This is a genomic window from Neisseria lactamica (assembly GCF_901482445.1).
Classification (GTDB): domain Bacteria; phylum Pseudomonadota; class Gammaproteobacteria; order Burkholderiales; family Neisseriaceae; genus Neisseria; species Neisseria lactamica.
In genome coordinates this window covers 423,230-449,876 of sequence record NZ_LR590477.1, presented here as the reverse complement: position 1 = coordinate 449,876, position 26,647 = coordinate 423,230, and the positions used below count along the sequence as shown (strand labels likewise).

Sequence of the window (26,647 nt, the reverse complement as noted above, 5' to 3'; positions counted from 1 at the left end):
AAGACTCCTTCAAAACCATTTCCACCATATCCAAAACAAAGCCGCCACCATGACGGCATTGGACAATATGATGGCTTTCCACTGCCCGTCCTTCCGCAATGCCGCCTTCTTGGGCTTCAAAGCCCCCGCATAAAAAAACGGTGTCAGCAGCATAGAAGCGATACATAAGAAAATCAATACACCGTAATAGATTTTTTCAGACGGCATTTCTCTTCCTCAATACGCCGCCCGTTGGCGCATTTGTTCAAACAGGCAGATTGTCGCCGCCATCGCGACATTTAAAGACTCGGTTGCATCGTGCATCGGAATCCTGACACACTTGTCCGCCCTGTCTAAAACTGCTTTACCGACACCCGCGCCTTCGTTGCCAAACACCCAGGCTGTCGGTTCGCGCAAATCTTCGTTATACAGAACCGCCTGTTTTTCCTCACGCAACGCGGTGGCAAACACACGGTCTTCATAACGCGCCAACCATATTTCCAAATCCGCCTGCGGATAAATCTCCGACAAGAAATGCGCACCCATTCCGGCTCGCAGCACTTTGGGCGACCACGCGTCCGCACAACCTTTGCCCAAAACGACCGCGCCGATTCCTGCCGCCGCCGCGCTCCGCAACACCGTGCCGACATTGCCCGGATCTTGCACGCCGTCCAAAACCACACAGTCGCCTTTGTCCGGCAAAGCACCCGCATCCGGAATATCAATCAGCGCAAGCACATCATCCGCACAACTCAAGCTGCTGATTTTTTTCAATATGCCGTCTGAAACGGAAAAAACCTTGCCTTCCGGCACAACCGCCATCAATTTACGGACTTCTTCAGACGGCATTTTCGCTTCGGGAATATATACCCCGACCGGCCTTCCGCCGGATTGCAGGAAAACCTGAAGCAGGTGTACGCCCTCCAAAACGGTTTGGGCATACTGCCGTCTGAACTTTCCCTGCGACAGCAGGCGGTGCAGGTGTCTGATGTGTTCATTGTTTGCCGAACTGATATGCTTCACTTTACCGCCTTTTCAAGAATATATAATAGGCAACGGCGATTCCGATTCCATCAAAATAAAACGGGAAAATCCGGATGGACGGGCAAAATGCCGTCTGAAACCGAGATTTGAAAATCCGTACCGTAATTTGCCAACGCCAGCGGACGGTTGTCCTTGTCGGCGACGACCGGCCAAAACGGGCGCAGCGCGGGCAAAACCCGCTTTTCCTGAAGGATTTTCTTCACATCCTTATGGATACCGCCGACAGCCAGCCTGTCCGATGCCGCAACCGTCCGCAAGATTCCGTCCTGCTCCAAAAGATGCCCGGGAAGTCCGAACGGATGACGTTTTAAAACAAATCCCTGCCCCTTCAATATTTCCCTTAAATTTCCGCTTATCTGCCTGTCTTTCAAAAACCGCAGTTTATCCGTTTTTTCCAATTGGAACACAAACAGCCTGCCCGCATAATGATGCAATTCGAAGCCTTGCACGTTCCAACGTCCGGTTTTTGCCTCCGTCAAAACCCGGGCAATGTCGGCAAGGGCATTCTGATTCGGCACGGGAACGCCGTTTTCCTTCAGAAAATGCCGCAAAATATGGGTTTTCCGGCGCGGGGAAAACGTCAGCCACCGCGCCGTATCGAAATAACCCGCCCCGCAAACCCAACGGCAGTCTTGAACGACGACCTCGTCCAACAAAGCCAAATCCTCCTGCAAAGCACGGACATTGTTCAGCAGATGCCGCCCGAAATGGGGAATCTGCGCCGAAAGTTCGGGCAAAATACGGTGCCGGAAACGGTTTCGCAAATAAGCCGTATCGGTATTGCTTTCATCCTCGATATTCGGCAAACCGTGTTTTTGGGCATAATCCCATATGTCTTGGCGCGAAAAAGGCAGCAAAGGCCGCCAGATAATGCCGTTTTCCCCCAAAGGGCGGACGGCGGGCATAGCCGCCAAAGCACGCAAACCGCCGCCGCGCGCGACCGCCAGCATAAAGGTTTCGATTTGATCGTCCCTGTGGTGCGCCAACGCCAAAACGTCAAAGCCTTTTTCGGCAAACGCGGCATAACGCTTTTGCCGCGCCGCCGCCTCGATGCCCAAACCGTTTTTTTCCACGCAGACCTTAACCGTTTCCAGCCTCACCCCGAGCATATCGCAATAGTTTTGGCAGAAATCCGCCCAATCGTCGGCACGGGGGCTTAATCCGTGATGGATGTGCACGGCCTCCGGAATAAAGCCGCCCTTTTTTCCGGCGCGGACAAGCAGGTGCAGCAAAACCACGGAATCCAAGCCGCCGCTTAATGCCACCGCTGTTTTTTTTTCATTCAGACCTTGAGGAAAACAATCCTTCAAGCATTGCTCAAACGCATCTAAAGTCAGCACGGCTCCATCCCGATAAAGAAAAAGCAAGCAGTTTCAAACAAACTGCTTGCCGCCGGTTTCATTTGAATTATTGTTCGGAAAATTTGCCGTAAGCCATAATGCGGTCGAAACGGCGCGAAAGCAAATCGGCAAGCGGGATGCTTTGCGCTTCGTGCAGTTGTTTTTCCAAAACGGTTTTTACGTTGTCCATAACCTGCCCGAAATTCCGATGCGCGCCGCCCAAAGGCTCTTTAATGACGGTATCGACCAGTCCCAATTTTTGCAGCCGGTCGGCGGTAATGCCCAAAGCCTGTGCCGCATCCGCCGCCTTTTCGGCGGTTTTCCATAAAATAGACGCGCAGCCTTCGGGGGAAATGACGGAATAGGTCGAATATTGCAGCATATTGACGTAATCGCCCACGGCGACCGCCAACGCGCCGCCCGAACCGCCCTCGCCAATAACCGTACACAAAACAGGGACGTGCAGGCGCGTCAGTTCGTACAGGTTTTTGCCGATGGCTTCCGACTGCCCGCGCTCTTCCGCACCGATGCCCGGATACGCGCCCGGCGTGTCGATAAAGGTAATGACGGGCAAGCCGAATTTTTCCGCCGTCTTCATCAGGCGCAGGGCTTTGCGGTAGCCCTCGGGGCGCGGCATACCGAAATTGCGGCGGATTTTTTCTTTGGTGTCGCGCCCTTTCTGATGACCGACGACCATCACGCTTTGCCCGTTGAAACGTGCCAATCCGCCGACAATTGCATGATCGTCGGCAAAGTGGCGGTCGCCGTGCAGCTCTTCAAAATCGGTAAACAGCGCCTCAATATAATCCAAAGTATAGGGACGCTGCGGATGCCGGGAAACCTGTGAAATTTGGGCGGGCGTGAGTTTGCTGAAAATCGATTTGGTCAGGTCGTCTTTCTTTTTCTGCAGGCGCAGGATTTCATCGGAAATATCGACGGCCGAACCGTCCTGCACAAAACGCAATTCGTCGATTTTGCACGACAATTCGGCTATGGGTTGTTCAAAATCCAAAAAAACAGGCTTCATAAACAAAAACTCTCGTCAACGGGTTCTGCCGCCATCATACGCCCTTCGGATGTATTTGACAGGCGGTTTGCCATATTTTCACACCGGCTGCGCGGCAGGTAATTAAAAACAGGTAGTGCATCTGCACTAGCCGTTATCGGGCGTATCTTATGCTAAACTTGAAACAAATTCAAACAAATTCAATTTTTCAAACGAAACCGTATGAAAGACGATAACGATATTGCCGTCATGCGCCTGGATAAATGGCTTTGGGCGGCGCGCTTTTTCAAAACCCGCGCTTTGGCGCAAAAGCACATCGGACTGGGCAGGGTTCAGGTAAACGGTTCAAAGGTTAAAAACAGCAAATCCGTCTGCATCGGCGATATTATCGAGCTGACACTCGATTCCCTTCCCTATAAAATCAAGGTTAAAGGTTTGAACCACCAACGCCGCCCGGCACCCGAGGCACGGCTTCTGTATGAAGAAGACGCGAAAACGGCAGCATTGAGGGAAGAGCGCAAACAGCTCGACCGGTTCAGCCGCATCACTTCCGCCTATCCCGACGGCAGACCGACCAAGCGCGACCGCCGCCGACTGGACAAGATGAAAAAAGATGTTTGGTAACGCGCCTGCCTTTGCAAAATACGCGCCGGCGGCGGACAGGCTTCAGACGGCATCGGAAGGCGTTTATTCCGCTTCTTCTATCCACGCCTGTTGGACGGCCTCGAGGATGCGTTCGCCGCAACGCGCCGGATCGTCGTCAAAATCGGGCAATGCCATAATCAGGTCGCGCAATCGGGTAAAGCGCACGGTTTTGGGATCGATGGTTTCGCCGTGCAGGTCGTAGAGTTCTTCGGCGATGCGCCGGGTATCGGTCCATTTCATATAAATTTCCTTTTATCGTCCGGCATTGAAGCCGCATAAAATATGTTTCGGCAAAACGCCCTTTTTGAAGGATGATTTGTCGACCCCGCCCCGAGTGTTGCGCCGATCGGCAAGAGTGTCCCTCCGCTCGGACAAACCCGAATCCTACCGCCCCAGAGGGCGGGGTTTCAAGCATTAAAGAGTAATGATGAAGCACATATCCGCTGCAAAATTGTCCAAACTGGTTTATACCGCTTCCGACCATCCCGACCCACTGTCGGAGATGGAGGAGTTTGACCGCCTGATTTTGCTGATACGCAAACTGTATCAAATATTGGACGGGCAACATATCCTCTCCAGAGTAACGGTTTGCCTTCACTACCAAAACCGGCGCGGTCTGATTGCCTTGGAGAAAGCGGCTGCCGGTTGCGATGCGGCAATGTTGCGCACCCGGCGTTGGCGCATCTACACGCAGATTGCGGAACGCCTTGCCGGGTCGGACGGCGGCTTCACGGTTACGGCAGAAAGCGTGTCCGCCGCCTGCCCGGAGCTTGAAGGACGCTATCTCGAGCTTGTCCGCCGCGCCGCCGTTTCTTTCGGTTTCGCACAAGAACGGGGGAATCCGGCCGGCGGTCGGGAAGAAACACAATCCGCCCCGGATGCCGCATCAGGCCGTTCCGGCAGGAAACCGATTAAAATCAATATAGAAGCGAAAGTGGAACGCTATCCGGCATACCGCCCGACCGTCGCCCTGAAAGCAACCCGCCGACGGTTTTTCCGGCTGCGAAACCGGTGAATATCCGTAAATCGCGCCTGCGCGATTCCGCCTGTACGAACGCCTGTTTTCGGGCGATTGCGCCTTATCCGCGCAACAATGCCGTCTGAAGCGCACCGGCTTCAGACGGCCTGTTTTCAGTGTTCTTCGCGCGCGTGGTTGATGGTGTATTTGGGGATTTCCACAATCAAATCTTCGCCGGCGACAACCGCCTGACAACTCAGGCGCGAATCGGCTTCCAAGCCCCAAGCCTGATCGAGCAGGTCTTCTTCCAATTCGGTCGGCTCTTCCAAACTGTCGAAACCTTTGCGGATAATCACGTGGCAGGTGGTGCAGGCGCAGGATTTTTCGCAGGCGTGATCGACTTCGATATCGTGGTCGAGCAGTACGTCGAGGACGGTTTTGCCTTCCGGCGCGTCTTCGATAACCGCGCCTTCGGGGCATAATGTCGTGTGTGGGAGTACGGTGATTTTGGGCATTTTTATTGTCTTTCTGTAAAAAGTGGTTGCGTTCGTTTTTCGGAAAATTGTCTGCCTAATGTCGCGGTTCGAGCAGGTCGGCAACATTTTGCCAGCCCGTCAGGCGGGCAAAATCGAGGGCGGTATAGCCTTCCGATGTCGTTGAGGCAGGATTTGCGCCGTATTCAAGCATGGCTTGAACCATAAGTGCATTTCCTGCGATGGCTTCATGATGAAGCGGCGTATAGCCGTCTTCGTCCTGCTCATGCAGAAAATCCGAATTTTGGGACAACTGTTGCCGAAAATCGTCAATACAGTTCCGGCACATCGGATGCTCTTCCAGATTTTCGGGATGTTCTTTTTCTTCATACACCAGCAATACCTGCCCGGGATCGCCGAAATCGATTCCCCATGCAGCATCGTGTTCGGTGCGCTCCTCTTCCGTCATCTGCCCGCGCATTGCCTGTACGGTAAAGCCGCCGTAGGGAATGCCGTTGCACACGAACATCCAGTCGCTGATGTCGTCAACCGGAACGCAAACGCTTTCGCCTTGTTCGACATTAGTCAGTCCGCCGGGTTCATTGTTCAGCACACCGTAAATATAAAGACCGTCAAAATAAATATCGTCGATCCACATATGTTCGCAAATTTCGCCGTCTTCGCCGTCTTGGAAAAAAGGGACTTTGACCATGGCAAAATCCAGGGCGGGAATAATGCGGCGGCGTTCCCAAAAAAGCTCGCGCCAAAAGTATTTGAATGTTTTACGGGCGCGTTCGCCGGCACGGTTTACCGGTTCGTCTGCCTGTTCTACATAATAAATGACGGAATCGCCCATCATACTGCTCCTCAACGTGTACGGTATCTGTTTGCACCTTACTGCGGCTTTCTGCCTTCGGCATCCGATTCGGATTTGAAAAGTTCCAAATATTCGGAATAGGCTTTTTCCAAATCCGCCCGCGAAAATCCGCCCGCGAAAAACAGGTGTAAATATGGATGCCGTCTGCAATTTCGTCGGTCAGCCTCGTGCCGCTTTTGCCGAAATATGCTTCTTTAAAAAGGCGGATTTTCGATTTTCTCGGCTTGTAGGATGCCGCGCCCGCCAAAAGCCGGGGTAGCGCGTAAGGGTATTCCCGGTGTCCGCGCCGTACCAAATCAAGCAGTTGTTTGCGGCCGGACCCGGCATTCCCTTCCTGCCTGCGTTCGTGGACGCTTTTTTCAAATTCCGATTCCGCCGTTTCGTTTTTCGGGAATACGATTTCGCCGCGAAGCGATAAAAACAAACGTTTCACAAGGTTTTCGTCCACGGCGAACAATTCGGTATCGCCTATCCTGCTTTTGCTGAAAATTTCATGGAGCAGGTTTTCTTTTTCTTTGTAATTGTCGGTTTTGACGGCGAGGATGCGCTCCAATCCGGCAACGTTCGCATAGCCGTTGTTTTCCAAATGGCGCATTCTGCCTTCAAAATTGCTTACGTCCGAAATGCCGATTTTATACACGCCCTTGATGACGGTTTTCATCAGATAGTCAATGCCTGACTTTTCCATATCGATGTTTTCCAAGTGTTTTCGAGCCTTCAGATGGCATCAGGTTATCTCTATGCCGTCTGAAACCATTTGCCGTCAAATATTATCGACACTCTGCCCCGTCAGCGCGCGTTGGATGTTGCGGTTCATGCGTTTGGCGGCAAAGTTGTCGGTAATGCTGCCGAGTTTGGCGGCGGCGGCACGAATGTCTTCGGCTTTTCCGTCTTTCAGACGGCCTTGCAAATCTGTGATGCCTTGCCGAATCTGTTGCAATTCTTCGGCATCCAGCAAATCGCTGTCCAACTCGAGGGCGGCGTTGACGGCATCGGTCAGGCTTTCGGCTTCGACCACGGCTTCGGCGCGGGCGCGAGCCGCCATATCTTCGGCGGCGTTGTCCATACTGTCTTTAAGCATTCGGGTAATCGCGCCGTCATCCAAGCCGTAGGAGGGTTTGACTTCGATTTGCGCGTGTACGCCGGTGCTTTGTTCTTGGGCGGAAACGGACAGCAGCCCGTCCGCATCGATTTGGAAGGTTACGCGGATACGCGCCGCACCCGCCGCCATAGGCGGAATGCCGCGCAGGGTGAATTTGGCAAGGCTGCGGCAGTCGGCAACCAGTTCGCGTTCGCCTTGCACGACGTGTATCGTCATCGCGGTCTGACCGTCTTTGAAGGTGGTAAAGTCCTGCGCGCGCGCGGTGGGGATAGTGGAATTGCGCGGGATGATTTTTTCCGCCAAGCCGCCGTAGGTTTCCAAACCGAGCGACAAGGGCGTAACGTCCAGCAGCAGCCATTCGCCGTCGGCTTTGTTGCCTGCGAGGACGTTTGCCTGTATGGCTGCGCCGAGTGCAACGACTTCGTCGGGATTGAGGTTGTTCAGCGGGGTTTGTCCGAAGAAGGTGGCAACCGCTTGTTGAACGTGCAGCATACGGGTAGAGCCGCCGACCATAATCACGCCTTTGACATCCGCCTTGGTTACGCCCGCGTCTTTCAACGCCTGTTTGACCGGTTCGAGCGTTTTCATCACCAAATGCTGCGTCAGGTTGTGGAACTCGGCGCGACTGATGCTTGTGTCGATTGCCATGCCGTCTGAAAGCGTCGCCTGAATGCGCGCTTCGGTTTGCGTGGTTAATTGTTCTTTGGCGGCGCGGACGAGTGAGAGCAGGAGTTGGCTGTCTTGTTCGTTGAGTTGGGAGAGTCCGTTTTGTTCGAGCAGGTAGCAGAACAAACGATGGTCGAAATCATCGCCGCCCAACGCGCTGTTGCCGCCGGTGGCTTTGACTTCAAACAGTCCTTTGGTCAGTTGCAATACGGATACGTCGAATGTGCCGCCCCCTAAGTCATACACGACAAACGTGCCTTCCGAGGCGTTGTCCAGCCCGTAGGCGATTGCGGCGGCGGTGGGTTCGTTGAGCAGGCGCAATACGTTCAAACCCGCCAGACGCGCGGCATCTTTGGTGGCCTGGCGTTGGGCATCGTCGAAATAGGCGGGAACGGTAATCACCACGCCGACCAAATCGCCGCCCAAGGTTTCTTCGGCACGCGATTTAAGGGTTTTGAGGATTTCCGCCGACACTTCGACAGGCGTTTTCACCCCCTGCCGCGTATGCAGTTCGATAACACGTTGATTGTCGCCGAAACGGTAAGGCAGGTAATGCGTATTTTGATGCAGATCGGCAAGCGTCCGCCCGATAAGGCGTTTGGCGGAGCTGACGGTGTTCAGCGGGTCGGTTTTTTGGGCGGACAGGGCGGTTTTGCCGACTTCAATGCCGCCGTTTTCCAGATAGCGGACGACGGAAGGCAGGGTAACGTGCCCGTCGGCATCGGGCAGGCAGGCCGCACTGCCGCTGCGGACGGTGGCAACCAAGCTGTTGGTCGTACCCAAATCGATGCCTGCCGCCAAACGGTGCCGGTGCGGAGCGGCGGACATACCCGGTTCTGAAATCTGCAAAAGAGCCATAAATTCTGCCTGTCGGTGCGGTGTGTAAAGGAAGGAAAGCGGCATTTTAACAGAATTTGCGCCGATAGTTGAGCAAACCGCTAAGGATTGAGCCGTGCCGCCGAAATTGCCCTCTACCGCCAAATGCCGATAAAATCCGCCTTTCCCGCCCATCATTAGGAATATAAATCGTGAAAGTACTCGACTATTGCCGTCAAAAAGCTGAAGAAAGCCGCTCCAGTTTTTTATCGGGCTTCCGTTTCCTGACTCAGGAAAAACGGGATGCGGTAACGGTTTTATATGCTTTTTGCCGCGAATTGGACGATGTGGTTGACGAATGTTCCAACCCCGATGTTGCACAGGCAACATTGAACTGGTGGCGCGGCGATTTGGACAAGGTGTTCGGCGGCAAGATGCCGGAACACCCCGTCAATCAGGCCTTGCGGCAGGTTAAAGAAACCTTCAAGCTGCCGAAATATGAACTGGAAGCCTTAATCGACGGGATGCAGATGGATTTGGTTCGGGCGCGTTACGGCAGTTTTGAAGAATTGAAACTGTATTGCCACCGCGTCGCAGGCGTGGTCGGCTGCCTGATTGCGCGGATTTTGGGATTTTCAGACGGCAAAACGCTGCAATACGCGGATAAAATGGGACTTGCGCTGCAACTGACCAACATCATCCGCGATGTCGGCGAAGACGCGCGCAGGGGACGAATTTACCTGCCGATGGAGGAAATGCAGCGGTTTGACGTACCCGCAAGCGTGATTTTGCAATGCAGCCCGACGGACAATTTTGCCAAACTGATGGCGTTCCAAATCAAACGCGCCCGCGAAACCTACCGCGAGGCGGTGTCGCTGCTGCCTGATGCCGATAAAAAAGCCCAAAAAGTCGGACTGGTTATGGCGGCGGTTTATTACGAGCTATTGAACGAAATCGACCGGGACGGCGCGCAAAACGTCCTCAAATACAAAATCGCCCTCCCTTCGCCGCGCAAAAAACGCATTGCCCTGAAAACCTGGTTATTCGGATTCAAACCGCGCCCCGGCACGCCGGAACGGGCATAAGGCGCATACCGCCCGCCCTTCAGGAAAACCCAACCCCCGCCGCCCCGAAAAACGGGGTTTCAACCATTGGAGGAATAAATGATGAACACGCCGCATCCGCGCCCGAAAATCGCCGTCATCGGCGCAGGCTGGGCCGGCTTGTCCGCCGCCGTTACCTTGGCGCGGCACGCCGACATTACCCTGTTTGAAGCCGGCAGGCAGGCGGGCGGCAGGGCGCGCACACTGGCCGGAAATACCGACGGTTTCGGTTTTTTGGACAACGGGCAGCACATTTTGCTCGGCGCATACCGGGGCGTGTTGCGCCTGATGAAAACCATCGGTTCAGACCCCCGTGCCGCCTTTTTGCGTGTACCGCTGCACTGGCATATGCACGGCGGTTTGCAGTTCCGCGCCCTCCCCCTGCCCGCGCCGCTGCATATTTTGGGCGGCGTGCTGCTTGCCCGGCGCACACCGACCGCATTCAAAGCCAAACTGCTTGCCGATATGTCCGATTTGCAGAAGTCCGCACGCCACGGACAGCCCGACGCGACAGTGGCGCAATGGCTGAAACAGCGGAACGTGCCGCGTGCCGCCGTGATGCAGTTTTGGCAGCCCTTGGTTTGGGGCGCGCTCAACACGCCTTTGGAAACCGCAAGCCTGCGCGTGTTGTGCAACGTTTTGTCCGACGGCGTGCTGACGAAAAAATCCGGCAGCGACTATCTCCTACCCAAGCAGGATTTGGGCGCAATCGTCGCCGAACCCGCCTTGGCGGAACTTCAGCGGCTCGGCACGGACATCCGCCTCGAAACGCGCGTATGCCGTCTGAACACCCTCCCGGACGGGAAAGTGCTCGTCAACGGAGAACCTTTCGATGCCGCCGTCCCCGCCACCGCGCCCTACCACGCCGCCGCGCTCCTGCCCGAAGGCACGCCCGAACACATTTGGACGGCATATCAAAACCTTCGCTATCACGCCATCACCACCGTCTATCTGCGCTACGCCGAACCCGTCCGCCTGCCCGCCCCGCTGACCGGCCTTGCCGACGGCACGGTGCAATGGCTGCTTTGCCGGGGCAGGCTCGGACTGCCTGAAAACGAAGTGTCCGCCGTCATCAGCGTTTCCGACCGCGTCGGCGCGTTTGCAAACCGGACGTGGGCGGACAAAGCCCACGCCGACCTCAAACGCATCCTTCCGCATTTGGGCGAACCCGAAGCCGTGCGCGTCATCACCGAAAAACGCGCCACAACCGCAGCCGATGCCCCGCCGCCGGATTTGTCGTGGCTGCACCGGCACCGCATCTTCCCCGCCGGCGACTACCTCCACCCATACTACCCCGCCACGCTCGAAGCCGCCGTACAATCAGGTTTCGCTTCCGCGGAAGCCTGCCTGCAAAGCCTGAACGATGCCGTCTGAAAACGCCGGCCGGCATCAGGACGCTTTACAAGGTGCGGCAAAACGCTAAAATACCTTAACCGACAACCAAAAAGGAAAAAGTATGGCGACACTGACCGACAAAACCATCTTAGTGACCGGCGCATCGCAAGGGCTGGGCGAACAGGTTGCCAAAGCCTACGCCGCCGAAGGGGCGACCGTGATTTTGGTTGCCCGCCATCAAAAGAAACTGGAAAAAGTCTATGACGCAATCGTCGGCGCCGGACACCCCGAACCCTTCGCCATCTGCTTCGACCTGATGAGTGCGGAAGAAAAAGAATTCGAACAGTTCGCCGCCACCATTGCCGAAGCCACGCAAGGCAAACTGGACGGCATCGTCCACTGCGCCGGCTATTTTTACGCCCTCTCGCCGCTGGATTTCCAAACCGTCGCCGAATGGGTCAACCAATACCGCATCAACACCGTCGCCCCGATGGGGCTGACCCGCGCCCTGTTCCCGCTGCTGAAGCAGTCGCCCGACGCGTCCGTCATCTTCGTCGGCGAAAGCCACGGCGAAACACCCAAAGCCTACTGGGGCGGCTTCGGCGCGTCCAAAGCCGCGTTGAACTACCTGTGCAAGGTCGCCGCCGACGAATGGGAACGCTTCGCCAACCTGCGCGCCAACGTCCTCGTCCCCGGCCCCATCCACTCGCCCCAGCGCATCAAATCCCATCCGGGCGAAGCCAAAAGCGAACGCAAAAGCTACGGGGACGTACTGCCCGCATTTGTCTGGTGGGCAAGCACCGAAAGCAAAGGGCGGAGCGGCGAAATCGTTTACCTATAAACCCGGAAAAGGCAGGCTTCGCGCCCGTCCCGCCCCTTCAGACGGCATCGGATCGGACGGTTTCGCCCGCGCCGCGCTTCCGTCTGGAAAATATCCGCACCTTCCGTCCGTTCCGAACAGACAAACACCTTGACTTAAATTTACACAAGGACAATAATGATAACCCGTTATTTCCTTAACTTGACCTGAGGGTAAATTTTATGAAAACCGTTTCCACCGCCGTTGCCCTTGCCGCCGCTTCCGTCTTACTGTCGGCCTGTGCATCCGAATCTTCACGCAGCCTCGAAGTTGCCACAGTCGCTTCTTACAGCACCCAATACCACGGCGTGCGTACCCCGATTTCCATCGGTGCTTTCGACAACCGCTCCGACTTCCAAAAAGGCATTTTCTCCGACGGGGAAGACCGTTTGGGCAGCCAGGCGAAAACCATTTTGGCCACACACCTGCAACAGACCAACCGCTTCAATGTACTGAACCGCACCAACTTGAGCGCGCTGAAACAAGAAGCCGGCATTTCCGGCAAGGCGCAAAACCTGAAAGGCGCGGATTACGTCGTAACCGGCGGCGTTGTCGGATTCGGGCGCAAAGATGTCGGCGACCACCAGCTCTTCGGCATTTTGGGGCGCGGCAAATCGCAAATCGCCTATGCGAAAGTGGCTTTGAATATCGTTGACGCCCGCACTTCCGAAATCGTCTATTCCACACAGGGCGCGGGCGAATACGCACTCTCCAACCGTGAAATCGTCGGCTTCGGCGGCACTTCCGGCTACGATGCGACTTTAAACGCCAAAGTTTTGGATTTGGCCGTCCGCGAGGCAGTCAACAACCTCGTCCAAGCCGTCGACAGCGGCGCGTGGCAACCCCGCCGTTAAGGACAAATCATGAATCCGAAAACATTTATCCGCCTGCCGCTGTATGCCGCAGTCTTTGCTTTGGCCGCCTGCGGCGGCAGCGGGCATAAAGACCTGTATTATTACGGCGACTATCCCGATACCGTTTACGAAGGTTTGAAAAACAGCGATACCTCTTTGGGCAAACAGACCGAAAATATGCAAAAATATTTTGTGCAGGCACGCAACAAACAAATGAACGCCGCACCGGGTGCGCACGCCCATTTGGGACTGCTGCTTTCCCATTCGGGAGACAAAGAGGGCGCGTTCCGCCAGTTTGAAGAAGAGAAAAGGCTGTTTCCCGAATCGGGCGTATTTATGGACTTCCTGATGAAAACCGGTAAAGGAGGCAAGCGATGAAACCTTTGATTTTAGGGCTTGCCGCCGTGTTGGCGCTGTCTGCCTGCCAAGTTCAAAAAGCTCCCGATTTCGACTACACGGCATTCAAAGAAAGCAAGCCCGCCTCGATTCTGGTCGTACCGCCCCTGAACGAATCGCCCGATGTCAACGGCACTTGGGGGATGCTGGCTTCGACCGCCGAGCCGCTTTCCGAAGCCGGCTATTACGTCTTCCCCGCCGCAGTCGTGGAGGAAACCTTCAAACAAAACGGCTTGACCAATGCCGCCGATATTCACGCCGTCCGGCCGGAAAAGCTGCATCAGATTTTCGGCAATGATGCGGTTTTGTACATTACAATTACCGAATACGGCACTTCATATCAAATTTTAGACAGCGTAACGACCGTATCCGCCAGAGCACGGCTGGTCGATTCCCGCAACGGGAAAGTGTTGTGGTCGGGTTCGGCCAGTATCCGCGAAGGCAGCAACAACAGCAACAGCGGTCTGCTGGGTGCTTTGGTCGGCGCAGTGGTCAACCAGATTGCCAACAGCCTGACCGACCGCGGTTATCAGGTTTCCAAAGCCGCCGCATACGACCTGCTGTCGCCCTATTCCCGCAACGGCATCCTGAAAGGCCCGAGGTTTGTCGAAGAGCAGTCCAAATAAGCATATGCCGTCCGAACCTCTCCGAGCTTCAGACGGCATATGCGAATCTTGATACTTCCAAGCCGCACCGCCCAAAATCGGGCAGCCGATTTCAATATCCGAACAAGGTTCGGGTTCTGTATTTTGCAGAACCCGAACCTTTTATTCAAATTCAAACTTAATTCCGGCGTGGTTGTATGGTAAATTATAGTGGATTAAATTTAAACCAGTACAGCGTTGCCTCGCCTTGCCGTACTATCTGTACTGTCTGCGGCTTCGTCGCCTTGTCCTGATTTAAATTTAATCCACTATAACAAGCAATATGCCCTGACCGGCAAAACTTCCCCAAACTTCATCAAAAAATCAACTGTACCCGTCTTTTTCAGACGGCATTGATACCGTAAGAGACTTCCCATGCAGAAATGGCAAACCGAGCTTTATTCCACGCCGTCTTGGCTGTTGCAGACCTTATTGACGGTCGCCGCCGCTTCAGCGGTGATTCTGTTTTTGACACGGAAAACGCGCTTCGGGCGCGAGTTTGCCTATATCCTGCGCCTTTGCCTGACACCGAAAAGTACGGTCAAAGTCTTGCTGCTGATTACGGCGATGATTACGCTGCTGTTAACCGAAGTGCGGCTGAATGTGTTAAGTACCTTTATGTCCAAAGGGCTTTACGACTCGATGCAGGATTTGAATGCTTCGGCATTTTGGATGTTTGCCGCAATGAACGCGGGCGTGGTGCTGATACGGGCGTTTAACAACGTCGTCAACGACTTCCTCGATCAAGGCTTGGCGATTAAATGGTCGGAGCGTCTCAATGAAGTGCTGACCACGCGCTGGCTTGCCGGCAAAAACTACTACCGCCTGCAAATGCGCCGCCACGCGCCGGACAACATCGACCAGCGTATCCAACAGGACGCGCAGGAATTTATCGCTTCGACCATCGAATTTGTGCGCGGCATGGTCAATTCGGTCGTTACTTCTCTGGAATTTGCCGTTGTTTTGTGGGGCTTGGCAGGCATCCTGACCGTGTTCGGCTTCGACATTCCGCACGGCATTGTGTGGTTCGTCTTTATCTTTGTGATTTTGGCGACCTTTATCGCCATGTGGATAGGCAACCCCTTGATTCGTTACAACTATGAAAACGAAAAGCTCAACGGCGACTACCGTTATTCCCTCATCCGCGTGCGCGACCACGCCGAAAGCGTGGCGTTTTACAGCGGCGAAAAACACGAACACGACCGGCTTTCCGACCGTTTTAAAGCCATTATCCGCAACCGTTGGCGCATTGCGCGGCAAAGCGTCTGCTTGAGCGGCTTTAACGATATGTTCACCAACGGCATCAAACTCTTCCCGATTATTTTGCAAGCACCGCGCCTGTTTGCCGGACAAATCAAAATCGGCGACATCCAGCAGACCGTCCAAGCCTTTGCACGACTGCAAAACGCGCTGTCTTTCTTCCGGATGTTCTACAACAAATTCACCGCCTACCGCGCCCGATTGGAGCGTCTGCACGGCTTTTTGCTGAGTACCGAAGAACAACACAGCACGCAACAACCCGAGATTAGCGAAGTTTCAGACGGCATTGCGCTGGAAAACGTCGCCCTGTTCCGCCACAACGGCGAAGTTTTATTGGACGGCATCAATATCAACCTCAAAAACGGCGATTCCCTGCTGATACGCGGTCCGAGCGGTTGCGGCAAAACCTCGCTGCTGCGCGCGCTGGCAGGGCTTTGGCCGTTCGGCAGCAGCGGCAAAGTCAGCCGTCCGCCGCATCAAGACATCCTCTTCCTGCCGCAACGCCCGTACACGGCACAGGGCAGCCTGCGCGACGCGGTTTGTTACCCCGATATCGACAAACAGCATCCCGAGTTAGCCGAAGCCATGAACACCTGCCGCTTGGGTTATCTGATTGACAAATTGGACAAAACAGACGACTGGCAGCACAAACTCTCCCCCGGCGAACTGCAACGCGTCGCCTTCGTCCGCGCCCTGCTTTCCAAGCCCAAAATCGTCCTGCTCGACGAAGCCACCGCCGCCTTGGACGAGCCGGCCGAAGCCGCACTCTACCGCGCCTTAAAGCAAAAACTGCCCGACAGCATCATCATCAGCATCGGACACCGAAGCACGCTCAACGCGTTCCACAATATGCACCTCGATGTCGGCAACGTTGCCTGCGGTTGAACGATGCCGTCTGAAGCCGTTTTCAGACGGCATTTTTCAAATTGATAAAGCACGCGAAAACAACGTACAATAAACCCGTTTACCACCCCTCGGAATGCCGAACCGTGAACCAGCTTATTTTCGACTTTGCCGCACACGACTATCCGGGTTTCGACAAATTCCTCGGCACGGAAAACGCGGAACTGGTCTATGTCCTCCGACACAAACACGGACAATTCATTTATGTCTGGGGTGAAGAAGGCGCGGGCAAAAGCCACCTTTTGCAGGCGTGGGTCGCACAGGCGCTCGAAGCCGGCAAAAACGCCGCCTATATCGATGCCGCCTCCATGCCGCTGACCGATGCCGCGTTTGAGGCGGAATACCTCGCCGTCGATCAAGTCGAAAAACTGGGCAACGAAGAACAAGCCCTGCTTTTTTCCATCTTCAACCGCTTCCGCAACAGCGGCAAAGGCTTTTTGCTGCTCGGTTCGGAATACACGCCCCAGCAGCTCGTCATCCGCGAAGACTTGCGGACGCGTATGGCATACTGCCTCGTTTACGAAGTCAAACCCCTGACCGACCAAGAAAAAATCGACGCGCTCGCCAGTATGGCGGCGGCACGCCAAGTAACCGTCGATTCCGAAATTTTCGAATACCTGCTCAAACACTGGCGGCGCGATATGGACAGCCTGATGATGATGCTCGACACGCTGGACAACTACGCCGTCACGATGGGCAAACGCATCACCCTGCCGCTTTTGCGCCAGCTTTTGAAACAACAGGAAACCCAATGAAAAACCTCGCCATCTTCGACCTCGACAACACCCTCATCAACACCGATTCCGACCACGCCTGGCCGCAATACCTCATCAAAAAAGGCTTGGTTGACGCTGCCGAAACCGAAGCGCAAAACGAAAAATTCTACCGCGACTACCAAAACGGCTGCCTCGACATCGACGCATTCCTCAAATTCCACCTCGCCCCGCTCGCCCGTTACAGCAAAGAAGAGCTGGCGGAATTCCACCGCGAATTTATGGCGGAATACATCATCCCCCACATCTCGCCTATGCAGCGTATGCTGGTGCAGAGCCACCAAATGGCAGGCGACGAAACCCTCGTTATCTCATCGACCAACGAGTTCATCATCACTCCCGTCTGCCACCTTTTCGGCATTGCCAACATCATCGGCACGCAACTTGAAACCGGGCCCGACGGCCGCTACACCGGCAATTACATCGGCACGCCCAGCCTCAAAGAAGGCAAAATCACCCGCCTGAACCAATGGCTTGCCGAACGCGGTGAAACGCTCGAAAGCTACGGCAAAACCTATTTTTACAGCGATTCCAAAAACGACCTGCCGCTGCTGCGCCTCGTCAGCGAACCCGTCGCCGTCAACCCCGATGCCGAACTGGAAAAAGAAGCCAAAGAGAAAGGCTGGCCGGTTTTGAATTTCAAATGACGCGATGCCGCCTGAAGCCCGATTCGGCGTTCAGACGGCATTTTTATAGTAAATTCAAAGGGAAACCCCTCTATCATCATTCCCTCGAAAGCAGTTGCATAGGGCGTGCTGCAGTCCGGGCTGTAGGACGTGATGTAATCCTGGCGTAGGGTGGGCTGTAGGGTGGGCTTCAGCCCACCAATCCACCGACTCCCGCCATCTTCATCCTAAAATCCCGTCATTCCCACGAAAGTGGGAATCTGAAACGCAGGGTTGGAGAAACCGTTTTATCCGACAAGTTTCCGTGCCGACAGGTCTGGATTCCCGCCTGCGCGGGAATGACGAAATTTCAAAGTTATGGCGTTATCGGAAAAACAGAAAATCAAAGCCGGAGAATTTATCCCAAACAACCGGATTTCAAAAAACCAGATTCCCGGCGGGAATGACGGATCTTAGGCTTCTGTTTTTGTTTCTATTTTTTCAGGAATGACGGTTTGGAAATTGCCCGAAACCCCAAAAACAGAAACCGGACAAACGGGCTTCCCGCCCAAGCCGGCATCTTCCGACTTTGCTTCAGGCATCTTCCCCACTGCCCAAAATCATCGAACCGATACCGGCATCGGTAAAGATTTCCAGCAAAAGCGCGTTGGGCAACCTGCCGTCGATGATATGCGTGGCTTTCACACCGTTGACGGCGGCTTCGACCGCAGAAGCGATTTTCGGCAGCATACCGCCATACAGCGTGCCGTCGGCAATCAGTTCATCAATCCGTTTCGGCGTGAGTTTGGTCAGCAGATTGCCCGTTTTGTCCATCACACCGGCGATATTTGTCATCATCAAGAGTTTTTCGGCGTTCAATTCTTCCGCCAATTTGCCTGCCACCAAATCGGCGTTGATGTTGAACGCTTCGCCTTTTTCACCTACGCCGACGGGGGCGACGACGGGAATGCAGCCGCGTTCTATCAGCCCTTTAACCAAACCGGTATCGATGCTTTCCACCGTACCGACCTGTCCGATGTCCACGCCATTCTGTTCGGGCGTATCGACCAAAAGTTTCTTCGCCTTAATGAAATGATCGTCGCGTCCGCTCACGCCGACGGCGTGTCCGCCATATGTGTTAATCATCGACACGATTTCTTTGTTGACGTGTCCGCCCAACACCATTTCGACAATATCCATCGTCTCTTTGTCGGTAACGCGCATTCCTTGGACAAACTCGCCCTTTTTGCCGACTTTTTCAAGCATCGCATTGATCTGCGGCCCGCCGCCGTGAACGATGACGGGATGAATGCCGACCAGCTTCAGCAGCACGACATCGCGGGCAAACCCTTCTTTCAAGGCAGGTTCGGTCATCGCGTTGCCGCCGTATTTGATGACGGCGACAGAACCGGAAAAACGGCGGATATAAGGCAGCGCTTCGGCAAGGATACGCGCTTTGTCGGCGGCGGAAATAATGTTTTCAGACTCCATAACGATCCCTATTGTTGACAATTTCGGCTTATGTTAACGCCAAACGCCGTCTGAAACAATCTTCAGACGGCATCCGGCACACCTTCGGGCAGGTTGAAGCCTTGCAATACGGGCGGTAAAATCACAACTTATCCGGTTCGAGAAACCGGCCGACAGCAAGGACTCCCTATGATTAAAATCAGCACCCGCTTCGATGCCGGCTCCGTCATCGTCAAAGACTTAAGCAATCCTGACAACATCCGCCTCGCCCTGCGTCCCGACAATGCTTCCGATTTCGCACAATGGTTCTACTTCCGGCTGCAAGGCGCGGCCTATCAAAACTGCACCATACGTTTTGAAAACGCGGCAGAAGCCGCCTACCCGAAAGGCTGGGAAGATTATCAGGCTTGCGCCTCATACGACAGACGCAACTGGTTCCGCGTACCGACTTCCTACGAAAACGGCGTACTGACCATCAACCACACGCCGTTATCCAACAGCATCTACTACGCCTATTTCGAACCCTATTCCGAAGAACAACATTTAAACCTTTTGGGCGACGCGCAAGGCAGCGGGCTGTGCCGTATCGACGACTTGGGCAGCACCGTGCAAGGGCGCGACATCAATCTGCTGACCATCGGCAATCAGGCCGAAAGCGATTTGAAAATCTGGATTACCGCCCGCCAGCATCCGGGCGAAACGATGGCGGAATGGTTCGTCGAAGGGCTGCTCGGCAGATTACTCGACCCGCAAGACCCGACAGCACGCACCCTGCTCGACCGCGCCACGTTCTACATCGTGCCAAACATGAACCCCGACGGTTCGGCACTGGGCAACCTGCGTACCAACGCCGCCGGTGCGAACCTCAACCGCGAGTGGGAAAACCCGACGGTGGAAAAAAGCCCCGAAGTGTTCTTCGTGCGCGAAAAAATGCTGGAAACCGGCGTGGATCTGTTTTTGGACATCCACGGCGACGAAGGGCTGCCCTTTGTCTTTGTTGCAGGTACGGAAGGCGTGCCGAACTACTCGCCGCGCATTTCCGCGTTGGAAACACAGTTCAAAACCGCCCTTTTGAACGCCAGCCCTGATTTCCAAGACGAATACGGCTACGAAAAAGACGCGCCCGGTCAGGCCAACATGACCTTGGCGACCAACTGGGTCGGCAACCGTTTCAACTGCCTTGCCTACACGCTGGAAATGCCGTTCAAAGACAATGCCAATCTGCCCGACGACGATTTCGGCTGGAACGGTCAGCGTTCGCTGCGTTTGGGCGAAGCCGCGTTGTCCGCCATTTTGAACGTCGCCGGCGATTTGCGTTGACACTCCCCACTGAAAAATGCCGTCTGAAAGCCCTTCCCCTTTTCAGACGGCATTTGAAATTGAAATCAAGGAACATCATGATTACCCATCCCCAATTCGACCCCGTCCTTATCAGTATCGGCCCGCTTGCCGTCCGCTGGTATGCCCTAAGCTACATCCTCGGATTTATTCTTTTTACCTTTCTCGGCAGAAGGCGCATCGCGCAAGGCTTGTCCGTTTTTACCAAAGAATCGCTCGACGACTTCCTCACCTGGGGCATTTTGGGCGTGATTTTGGGCGGCCGTTTGGGTTATGTCCTGTTTTACAAATTCTCCGACTACCTCGCCCATCCGCTTGATATTTTTAAAGTATGGGAAGGCGGAATGTCGTTTCACGGCGGATTTTTGGGTGTAGTTATTGCCATGTGGTTGTTCAGCCGCAAGCACGGCATCGGCTTCCTCAAACTGACGGATACGGTCGCCCCGCTCGTTCCGCTGGGTCTCGCTTCCGGCCGTATCGGCAACTTCATCAACGGCGAACTTTGGGGACGCATTACCGACATTAACGCATTTTGGGCAATGGGCTTCCCGCAGGCGCATTACGAAGATGCCGAAGCCGCCGCGCACAATCCCCTTTGGGCAGATTGGCTGCAACAATACGGTATGCTGCCGCGTCATCCCTCGCAGCTTTATCAGTTTGCCCTTGAAGGCATCTGCCTGTTTATCGCCGTGTGGCTGTTTTCCAAAAAACCGCGCCCGGCCGGGCAGACTGCCGCGCTCTTTCTCGGCGGCTACGGCGTGTTCCGCTTCATTGCCGAATTCGCACGCCAACCCGACGATTATCTCGGGCTGCTGACCTTGGGGCTGTCGATGGGGCAATGGCTGAGCGTCCCGATGATTGTTTTGGGTATCGCCGGCTTCATCTTTTTCGGCAGCAGGAAGCATTAAGCCTTTCCGACAAAAACGCCGTCTGAAACGCAAACTGCATTTCAGACGGCGTTTTATTCCGCCCGAGCCGTCAATTCTTACCGCAACACGCCTTGTATTTCCTGCCGCTGCCGCAAGAACAGGGATCGTTCCTGCCGGTTTTTGCCCCTTCCCTGCGGACGGTTTGCGGCTTGTTGATGACCGCCTGCCAGTAGCGGTAAATATCTGCTAAGGCATAAGGCAACTCGGATTCCAGTTCCGCCAGCTCGCCTTCTGTGAATTGCAGCCGGATAGCGCCGTTTTCCTCTTCGTCGTAAATACCGCCCAACGCCATGATGGGATAAAACAACTCTTCAAACTCTTCATCATCGGCGGCTTCAAACCAATCGGTCGGCACAATATCCAAACCGTAAAGATAAGCATTGCACCAAGTGTAAAAATCGCTGCCGCCGTCTTCGTTTTCATACAGCCACAAATCGGGCAGCTTTTTATCCGACATCGCGGCGGTTATGTCCATCGCCATTGCCAAAACCAGCCGTTCGATTTCGGAACGTTCGGCGGCGGTAAATTGCGATTCGTCGCCCAACACTTCCGGCAGCCAGTCGAACGGTGTCAGTTTGTCCGGCCCGCTCAACAGTGCCGTCATAAAACCTTGAACCTCGTCGCAACGCATCGTGTTGCCGTGTTCGCTTTTGGCATCCAACAATTCGCCCAACCGCCGTTTGGATGCTTCGGTAAATTTTCGGGAATCCATCATTTTCCTTTTCAAATGGGTTTTGCGCCCTATTATCGCCGCAATGCCGTCTGAAGCCTTTTTCTGCTTCAGACGGCATTGCCCGCTTTCACGCTCAAATCGTACCGCTGCCCTGCGCTTTCGGTTTGGCGGCACTAAATTCCAGTTTGCTCAAGGCGGAGAGGTAGGCTTTGGCGGTGGCGACCAAAACGTCGGTATCCGCGCCCTGACCGTTGACGACGCGGTTGCCGCGCGCCAGACGGACGCTGGTTTCGCCCTGGCTTTCCGTACCTTGCGTGACGGCGTTGACGGAATAAATCTGCAAAGCCGCGCCGCTTTGCGCCACGCTCTCAATCGCTTTGAAAATCGCATCAACCGGGCCGGAACCGGTTGCGGAAGCGCGTTTTTCTTCGCCTTTGATGCTGAACACGATGTCGGCGCGCGGCTCTTCGCCGGTTTCGGTGCTGATTTTTTGGGAAATGAATTTATAGCTTTCGGTATTCATATTGCCCATTTCGTCCGACACCAGCGCGTGCAGGTCTTCATCGAAGATTTCGCGTTTTTTGTCGGCGAGTTCTTTGAAGCGGGCAAACGCGGCATTCAACGCCTCTTCGCTTTCCAACTCGATGCCCAAATCCGCCAGCTTGGTTTTGAAGGCGTTGCGGCCCGACAATTTGCCCAAGCTCAAACGGTTTGTTGCCCAGCCGACCGATTCGGCGGACATAATCTCATAAGTTTCCCGGTGTTTCAGCACGCCGTCCTGATGGATGCCCGATTCGTGCGAAAACGCATTCGCGCCGACGATGGCTTTGTTGGGCTGGACGGGATAGCCGGTAATGGTGGACACCAGTTTGGACGAAGGCACGATTTGCGTGGTGTCGATGCCGGTTTCCAAGCCGAACAAGTCGTGGCGCACTTTCAACGCCATCACGATTTCTTCAAGGCTGGCATTGCCCGCGCGTTCGCCCAAACCGTTGACGGTACATTCCACCTGGCGCGCGCCTGCCTGAACAGCGGCCAGCGAATTGGCAACCGCCATACCCAAATCGTTGTGGCAGTGGGTCGACCAGACTACTTTGTCGCCGTTGGGCACGCTTTTGATGATGTTGCTGATACGTTCGTACCACACAGAAGGAATGGAATAGCCGACGGTATCGGGAATATTGATGGTGGTCGCACCCGCTTCGATAACCGCCGTAAAGATTTTGGCGAGGAAGTCCAAATCCGAACGCACGGCGTCTTCGGCGGAAAATTCCACATCGTCGGTGTATTCTTTGGCGATTTTCACTGCTTTGACCGCCGCATCGATGACCTGCTGCGGCTTCATTTTCAGTTTGTGCTCCATATGGATGGGGCTGGTGGCGATGAAGGTATGGATGCGTTTTTTCGGCGCAGGCGAAACGGCTTCGCCTGCCTTACGCACATCGTTTTCAACGGCACGCGCCAACGAGCAGACTGTGGATTTGGTGATGATTTTGGCAATCGCATTGACCGAATCGAAATCGCCCGGGCTGGCAGCGGCAAAACCCGCTTCGATGATGTCCACGCCCAATTTTTCCAATTGGCGGGCGACGCGGATTTTTTCCTCTTTGGTCATAGCGGCGCCGGGCGATTGTTCGCCGTCGCGCAGGGTAGTATCAAAAATAATTACGCGGTTGGTCTGTGTCATTTCTGTTCTCTCCAGAGATTCGTTTTTTTGTAAAAAAGCATTCAAATCCAGCGGCCTGCCTTGCGCCTCTGCCAGCGCGGTCAGCTTTTGCAGTTGCGCCAGGGGCAGCGACCCGCGCGTGCGCCATTTGTAGATGGCGGCGGTCGTCGCGGCATTTTCGGGATCGTGCTGTTTCAACGCTTCGGCAAGCGCGTTCACGCCGCCGAAATAAGCAACCAAGCGGTCAATGTCTAATTGCATAATGTTCCTTGTCTAAAATCAATCTGCCCACAACAGGAATATGGATGGGATTATACGCATTTTAGACAAAACGGCAATATCGATTTGAAAAAATCTCAATAAGCCGCCATAGATTTTATTAATTTTATACATTTTGTCTATTTTATTGCAGATGCGGCGTGATTGTTGACAATTGCGGCAGAACAGGGCAAATTCGGCGGTACAAGGCGGCAGCCCGACGGGACAAACCAACAAGGACGGAAACAATGAAATATAAAAGAATCGTATTTAAAGTCGGAACTTCTTCGCTAACCTGTCCGGACGGCACGCTCTCGCGCGGCAAAATCCAAGCCCTGACCCGCCAGCTCGCCGCGCTGCACCGCGCCGGACACGAGACGGTTTTGGTTTCATCCGGCGCGGTTGCGGCAGGGTTCGGCGCACTCGGTTTCAAAAAACGCCCGGTTAAAATTGCCGACAAACAGGCTTCCGCCGCCGTCGGGCAGGGGCTGCTGATGGAAGAATACACCGCCTGCCTGTCTTCAGACGGCATCGTGTCCGCGCAAATCCTGCTCAACCGCGCCGACTTTTCCGACAAACGCCGCTACCAAAATGCCGCCGCCGCGCTTTCCGTACTACTGCAACGCCGCGCCGTCCCCATTATCAATGAAAACGACACGGTTTCTGTCGAAGAGTTGAAAATCGGCGACAACGACACGCTCAGCGCGCAGGTTGCGGCGATGATACAGGCAGACCTCTTGGTACTGCTGACCGACATAGACGGACTTTATACCGGCAACCCGAACAGCAATCCCGATGCCGTACGGCTGGATAAAATCGAACACATCAACCATGAGATTATCGCAATGGCGGGCGGCGCGGGTTCGGCAAACGGCACGGGCGGGATGCTGACCAAAATCAAAGCGGCGACGATTGCGACCGAATCCGGCGTCCCGGTGTATATCTGTTCCTCGCTTAAAGACAACGCCCTTGCCGAAGCCGCCGGACATCAGGCGGACGGCTCGTTTTTCGTCCCCCGTGCCAAAGGCTTGAGGACGCAGAAACAATGGCTGGCGTTTTACTCGGAAAGCCGGGGCGGCGTTTATGTGGACGAAGGTGCGGAACACGCCTTGTCGGAACAGGGAAAAAGCCTGCTGATGTCGGGCGTTGCCGGAATCGAAGGGCATTTTTCCCGTATGGACACCGTAACCGTGTACAGCAACGCAACCAAACAGCCTTTGGGCAAAGGGCGCGTCCTTTTCGGCTCTGCCGCCGCCGAAGACCTGCTCAAATCGCGCAAAGCGAAAGGCGTGTTCATCCATCGGGACGATTGGATTTCCATTACGCCCGAAATACGCCTGCTTCTGACCGAATTTTAGAAAAGGAAACCCATGTCAAACACACAAAAACAGCTTGCCCTTGCCAAAGCGGCAAAAAAATCCGCCAACACGGCGGATACGGAAGAAAAAAACCGCGCGCTGCTTGCTATGGCGGACAGCCTGGAAGCGGCGGCGGAAAATATTTTGGCGGCAAACCGTTTGGATTTGAAAGCGGCGGCAGGCAAAATTCCCGAAAGCATGACCGACCGCCTTTTGTTGGACGAAAAACGCATTGGCGCGATGGCGGACGGCATCAGGGCGGTTGCCGCGCTGCCCGACCCCGTGGGCGAAATACTGGAAACCTCGACATTGCCCAACGGCTTGGAAATCATCAAAAAGCGCGTAGCGATGGGCGTTATCGGCATTATTTACGAAAGCCGCCCGAACGTTACTTCCGATGCGGCGGCTTTGGCACTGAAAAGCGGCAGCGCGGTCGTACTCCGCAGCGGCAAAGATGCATTCCAATCCGCACGCGCCATCGTTGCCGCCCTGAAAACGGGGTTGGCACAAACCCGCATCGACCCCGACGCGCTCCAGTTGATTGAAGACACCGGGCGCGAAAGCAGTTACGAAATGATGAGGGCGAAAGATTATCTAGACCTGCTGATTCCGCGCGGCGGGGCGGGGCTGATACGGGCGGTGGTTGAGAATGCCGTCGTGCCGGTCATTGAAACGGGGACGGGCATTGTCCACATCTACGTCGATAAAGATGCGGACTTAGAAAAGGCAATCCGCATTGTCCGCAACGCCAAAACCAGCCGTCCGTCCGTGTGCAACTCGATGGAAGTGCTGCTGGTGCATGAAGACATTGCTGCCGACTTCCTGCCCAAGCTCGAACGGCTGTTGGTTCGCGACCGTATAAAAGCCGGACTGCCGCCCGTCCGCTTCCGTTTGGATCCGCAGGCGGCGCGGCATATCGGCGGCGAAGCAGCGGGTGCAGACGATTTCGATACCGAGTTTTTAGACTACATCCTCGCCGTGAAAACCGTCGCTTCGATCGAAGAGGCGGTTGGGCACATCGAAGCCCACGGCACGCACCATTCAGACGGCATCGTTACCGAAAACCGCCACACTGCGGACTATTTCACGACCCATATCGATTCTGCCGCCGTGTATGTCAACGCGTCCACGCGCTTTACCGACGGCGGCGAATTCGGCTTGGGTTGCGAAATGGGCATCTCCACGCAAAAACTTCACGCCCGGGGTCCGATGGGTTTGAAAGAGCTGACGAGTTACAAATACATCGTACAAGGCACGGGACAGGTTAGGGAATAATCCGAATTCAAACATCCGATAAAAATGCCGTCTGAAACAGTC

At 54.9% G+C, this 26,647-nt stretch carries 26 protein-coding genes and 1 pseudogene; 15 read left to right on the top strand and 12 right to left on the bottom strand.

Annotation, left to right across the window (positions count from 1 at the left end; all coding sequences use genetic code 11):
* Positions 1-9: 9 nt before the first annotated feature.
* The 4 genes from FGL10_RS02550 to FGL10_RS02535 all read right to left on the bottom strand — a co-directional run bounded on the left by FGL10_RS02550 (position 10) and on the right by FGL10_RS02535 (position 3,390).
* Entirely contained in the window at positions 10-207 is a 198-nt protein-coding gene (locus FGL10_RS02550; protein WP_003707530.1) for a hypothetical protein, read from the bottom strand.
* Positions 208-216: 9 nt separating this feature from the next.
* The gene (locus tag FGL10_RS02545; RefSeq protein ID WP_036475033.1) at positions 217-1,002 is read right to left on the bottom strand and encodes a TrmH family RNA methyltransferase; all 786 of its coding nucleotides are present in this window, start codon (positions 1,000-1,002) and stop codon (positions 217-219) included.
* 50 nt (positions 1,003-1,052) lie between these two features.
* Complete coding sequence (tilS, locus tag FGL10_RS02540) at positions 1,053-2,363, bottom strand: tRNA lysidine(34) synthetase TilS (RefSeq protein ID WP_171007431.1); 1,311 nt, start codon at positions 2,361-2,363, stop codon at positions 1,053-1,055.
* Between the two features lie 67 nt (positions 2,364-2,430).
* Entirely contained in the window at positions 2,431-3,390 is a 960-nt protein-coding gene (locus FGL10_RS02535; RefSeq protein WP_003707539.1) for an acetyl-CoA carboxylase carboxyltransferase subunit alpha, read from the bottom strand.
* A gap of 201 nt (positions 3,391-3,591) precedes the next feature.
* On the opposite strand from FGL10_RS02535, the gene hslR reads away from it, so the two are divergent.
* A complete protein-coding gene (gene hslR / locus FGL10_RS02530) occupies positions 3,592-3,993 on the top strand; it encodes an Hsp15 family ribosome-associated heat shock protein (protein WP_003707541.1) in 402 nt (133 codons plus the stop codon).
* A gap of 63 nt (positions 3,994-4,056) precedes the next feature.
* Here the strand turns inward: hslR and iscX are convergent, their stop codons facing one another.
* Positions 4,057-4,254, bottom strand: a complete 198-nt coding sequence (gene iscX, locus FGL10_RS02525) for a Fe-S cluster assembly protein IscX (protein ID WP_003707543.1) — start codon at positions 4,252-4,254, stop codon at positions 4,057-4,059.
* 187 nt (positions 4,255-4,441) lie between these two features.
* Here iscX and FGL10_RS02520 point away from each other — a divergent pair, with 187 nt between their 5' ends.
* A complete protein-coding gene (locus FGL10_RS02520) occupies positions 4,442-5,029 on the top strand; it encodes an amino acid permease (RefSeq protein WP_118786880.1) in 588 nt (195 codons plus the stop codon).
* A 116-nt stretch (positions 5,030-5,145) separates the two neighbouring features.
* Here FGL10_RS02520 and fdx read toward each other — a convergent pair whose 3' ends face one another.
* The 4 genes and pseudogenes from fdx to hscA form a co-directional block, all read right to left on the bottom strand.
* A complete protein-coding gene (gene fdx / locus FGL10_RS02515; RefSeq protein WP_002219289.1) occupies positions 5,146-5,487 on the bottom strand; it encodes an ISC system 2Fe-2S type ferredoxin in 342 nt (113 codons plus the stop codon).
* Between the two features lie 55 nt (positions 5,488-5,542).
* On the bottom strand, positions 5,543-6,304 hold the full coding sequence (locus tag FGL10_RS02510; RefSeq protein WP_013448871.1) for a DUF2314 domain-containing protein: 762 nt from the start codon (positions 6,302-6,304) through the stop codon (positions 5,543-5,545).
* Between the two features lie 35 nt (positions 6,305-6,339).
* A pseudogene (locus tag FGL10_RS02505) lies at positions 6,340-7,010 on the bottom strand (GIY-YIG nuclease family protein).
* A gap of 75 nt (positions 7,011-7,085) precedes the next feature.
* Entirely contained in the window at positions 7,086-8,948 is a 1,863-nt protein-coding gene (hscA, locus tag FGL10_RS02500) for a Fe-S protein assembly chaperone HscA (RefSeq protein WP_036469259.1), read from the bottom strand.
* Positions 8,949-9,118: 170 nt separating this feature from the next.
* Between hscA and hpnD the strand changes: the two genes are divergently transcribed.
* The 9 genes from hpnD (at position 9,119) to FGL10_RS02450 (ending at position 17,680) form a co-directional block, all read left to right on the top strand.
* Positions 9,119-9,991, top strand: coding sequence for a presqualene diphosphate synthase HpnD (gene hpnD / locus FGL10_RS02495; RefSeq protein WP_003707556.1), 873 nt, complete (start codon positions 9,119-9,121; stop codon positions 9,989-9,991).
* A 78-nt stretch (positions 9,992-10,069) separates the two neighbouring features.
* Positions 10,070-11,383, top strand: coding sequence for a hydroxysqualene dehydroxylase HpnE (gene hpnE, locus FGL10_RS02490; RefSeq protein WP_003707558.1), 1,314 nt, complete (start codon positions 10,070-10,072; stop codon positions 11,381-11,383).
* An 82-nt stretch (positions 11,384-11,465) separates the two neighbouring features.
* The gene (locus FGL10_RS02485) at positions 11,466-12,185 is read left to right on the top strand and encodes an SDR family oxidoreductase (RefSeq protein WP_003707561.1); all 720 of its coding nucleotides are present in this window, start codon (positions 11,466-11,468) and stop codon (positions 12,183-12,185) included.
* 200 nt (positions 12,186-12,385) lie between these two features.
* A complete protein-coding gene (locus FGL10_RS02480) occupies positions 12,386-13,057 on the top strand; it encodes a CsgG/HfaB family protein (RefSeq protein WP_003707563.1) in 672 nt (223 codons plus the stop codon).
* A gap of 9 nt (positions 13,058-13,066) precedes the next feature.
* A complete protein-coding gene (locus FGL10_RS02475) occupies positions 13,067-13,435 on the top strand; it encodes a DUF4810 domain-containing protein (protein ID WP_003707566.1) in 369 nt (122 codons plus the stop codon).
* Complete coding sequence (locus FGL10_RS02470) at positions 13,432-14,079, top strand: DUF799 domain-containing protein (protein ID WP_003707569.1); 648 nt, start codon at positions 13,432-13,434, stop codon at positions 14,077-14,079. The genes FGL10_RS02475 and FGL10_RS02470 overlap by 4 nt, the downstream gene beginning before the upstream one ends.
* Before the next feature lie 393 nt (positions 14,080-14,472).
* Entirely contained in the window at positions 14,473-16,242 is a 1,770-nt protein-coding gene (locus FGL10_RS02460; protein WP_003707572.1) for an ABC transporter ATP-binding protein/permease, read from the top strand.
* Between the two features lie 104 nt (positions 16,243-16,346).
* Positions 16,347-17,015 (top strand): DnaA regulatory inactivator Hda, encoded by a 669-nt coding sequence (gene hda, locus FGL10_RS02455; protein WP_003707574.1) that lies wholly within the window; start codon positions 16,347-16,349, stop codon positions 17,013-17,015.
* On the top strand, positions 17,012-17,680 hold the full coding sequence (locus FGL10_RS02450; protein WP_003707575.1) for a histidinol-phosphatase: 669 nt from the start codon (positions 17,012-17,014) through the stop codon (positions 17,678-17,680). Before hda ends, FGL10_RS02450 begins: the two co-directional genes overlap by 4 nt.
* A gap of 552 nt (positions 17,681-18,232) precedes the next feature.
* On the opposite strand, the gene argB is transcribed toward FGL10_RS02450, so the two are convergent.
* Entirely contained in the window at positions 18,233-19,129 is an 897-nt protein-coding gene (argB, locus tag FGL10_RS02435) for an acetylglutamate kinase (protein WP_003707579.1), read from the bottom strand.
* A gap of 168 nt (positions 19,130-19,297) precedes the next feature.
* On the opposite strand from argB, the gene FGL10_RS02430 reads away from it, so the two are divergent.
* Both FGL10_RS02430 and lgt read left to right on the top strand, forming a co-directional pair.
* A complete protein-coding gene (locus FGL10_RS02430) occupies positions 19,298-20,428 on the top strand; it encodes a M14 family metallopeptidase (protein WP_003707581.1) in 1,131 nt (376 codons plus the stop codon).
* Positions 20,429-20,505: 77 nt separating this feature from the next.
* On the top strand, positions 20,506-21,354 hold the full coding sequence (lgt, locus tag FGL10_RS02425) for a prolipoprotein diacylglyceryl transferase (RefSeq protein ID WP_003707583.1): 849 nt from the start codon (positions 20,506-20,508) through the stop codon (positions 21,352-21,354).
* A gap of 70 nt (positions 21,355-21,424) precedes the next feature.
* On the opposite strand, the gene FGL10_RS02420 is transcribed toward lgt, so the two are convergent.
* A complete protein-coding gene (locus FGL10_RS02420) occupies positions 21,425-22,087 on the bottom strand; it encodes a YecA family protein (RefSeq protein ID WP_003712080.1) in 663 nt (220 codons plus the stop codon).
* A 94-nt stretch (positions 22,088-22,181) separates the two neighbouring features.
* On the bottom strand, positions 22,182-23,975 hold the full coding sequence (locus FGL10_RS02415; protein ID WP_003707587.1) for a 2-isopropylmalate synthase: 1,794 nt from the start codon (positions 23,973-23,975) through the stop codon (positions 22,182-22,184).
* A gap of 245 nt (positions 23,976-24,220) precedes the next feature.
* Between FGL10_RS02415 and proB the strand changes: the two genes are divergently transcribed.
* Both proB and FGL10_RS02400 read left to right on the top strand, forming a co-directional pair.
* Entirely contained in the window at positions 24,221-25,330 is a 1,110-nt protein-coding gene (gene proB / locus FGL10_RS02405) for a glutamate 5-kinase (RefSeq protein WP_003707589.1), read from the top strand.
* A gap of 12 nt (positions 25,331-25,342) precedes the next feature.
* Positions 25,343-26,605, top strand: coding sequence for a glutamate-5-semialdehyde dehydrogenase (locus FGL10_RS02400; RefSeq protein WP_003707594.1), 1,263 nt, complete (start codon positions 25,343-25,345; stop codon positions 26,603-26,605).
* Positions 26,606-26,647: the final 42 nt, after the last annotated feature.

Bases quoted from the DNA above. Each gene is read 5' to 3' on its own strand.
- FGL10_RS02535 (WP_003707539.1), bottom strand. From the start codon at position 3,390: ATGAAGCCTGTTTTTTTGGATTTTGAACAACCCATAGCCGAATTGTCG.
- FGL10_RS02430 (WP_003707581.1), top strand. From the start codon at position 19,298: ATGATTAAAATCAGCACCCGCTTCGATGCCGGCTCCGTCATCGTCAAA.
- FGL10_RS02475 (WP_003707566.1), top strand. From the start codon at position 13,067: ATGAATCCGAAAACATTTATCCGCCTGCCGCTGTATGCCGCAGTCTTT.
- FGL10_RS02460 (WP_003707572.1), top strand. From the start codon at position 14,473: ATGCAGAAATGGCAAACCGAGCTTTATTCCACGCCGTCTTGGCTGTTG.
- fdx (WP_002219289.1), bottom strand. From the start codon at position 5,487: ATGCCCAAAATCACCGTACTCCCACACACGACATTATGCCCCGAAGGC.
- FGL10_RS02480 (WP_003707563.1), top strand. From the start codon at position 12,386: ATGAAAACCGTTTCCACCGCCGTTGCCCTTGCCGCCGCTTCCGTCTTA.
- FGL10_RS02415 (WP_003707587.1), bottom strand. From the start codon at position 23,975: ATGCAATTAGACATTGACCGCTTGGTTGCTTATTTCGGCGGCGTGAAC.
- hslR (WP_003707541.1), top strand. From the start codon at position 3,592: ATGAAAGACGATAACGATATTGCCGTCATGCGCCTGGATAAATGGCTT.
- lgt (WP_003707583.1), top strand. From the start codon at position 20,506: ATGATTACCCATCCCCAATTCGACCCCGTCCTTATCAGTATCGGCCCG.
- FGL10_RS02485 (WP_003707561.1), top strand. From the start codon at position 11,466: ATGGCGACACTGACCGACAAAACCATCTTAGTGACCGGCGCATCGCAA.
- FGL10_RS02420 (WP_003712080.1), bottom strand. From the start codon at position 22,087: ATGGATTCCCGAAAATTTACCGAAGCATCCAAACGGCGGTTGGGCGAA.
- proB (WP_003707589.1), top strand. From the start codon at position 24,221: ATGAAATATAAAAGAATCGTATTTAAAGTCGGAACTTCTTCGCTAACC.
- FGL10_RS02550 (WP_003707530.1), bottom strand. From the start codon at position 207: ATGCCGTCTGAAAAAATCTATTACGGTGTATTGATTTTCTTATGTATC.
- iscX (WP_003707543.1), bottom strand. From the start codon at position 4,254: ATGAAATGGACCGATACCCGGCGCATCGCCGAAGAACTCTACGACCTG.
- FGL10_RS02520 (WP_118786880.1), top strand. From the start codon at position 4,442: ATGAAGCACATATCCGCTGCAAAATTGTCCAAACTGGTTTATACCGCT.
- hscA (WP_036469259.1), bottom strand. From the start codon at position 8,948: ATGGCTCTTTTGCAGATTTCAGAACCGGGTATGTCCGCCGCTCCGCAC.
- FGL10_RS02450 (WP_003707575.1), top strand. From the start codon at position 17,012: ATGAAAAACCTCGCCATCTTCGACCTCGACAACACCCTCATCAACACC.
- hpnE (WP_003707558.1), top strand. From the start codon at position 10,070: ATGATGAACACGCCGCATCCGCGCCCGAAAATCGCCGTCATCGGCGCA.
- FGL10_RS02470 (WP_003707569.1), top strand. From the start codon at position 13,432: ATGAAACCTTTGATTTTAGGGCTTGCCGCCGTGTTGGCGCTGTCTGCC.
- FGL10_RS02400 (WP_003707594.1), top strand. From the start codon at position 25,343: ATGTCAAACACACAAAAACAGCTTGCCCTTGCCAAAGCGGCAAAAAAA.
- FGL10_RS02510 (WP_013448871.1), bottom strand. From the start codon at position 6,304: ATGATGGGCGATTCCGTCATTTATTATGTAGAACAGGCAGACGAACCG.
- argB (WP_003707579.1), bottom strand. From the start codon at position 19,129: ATGGAGTCTGAAAACATTATTTCCGCCGCCGACAAAGCGCGTATCCTT.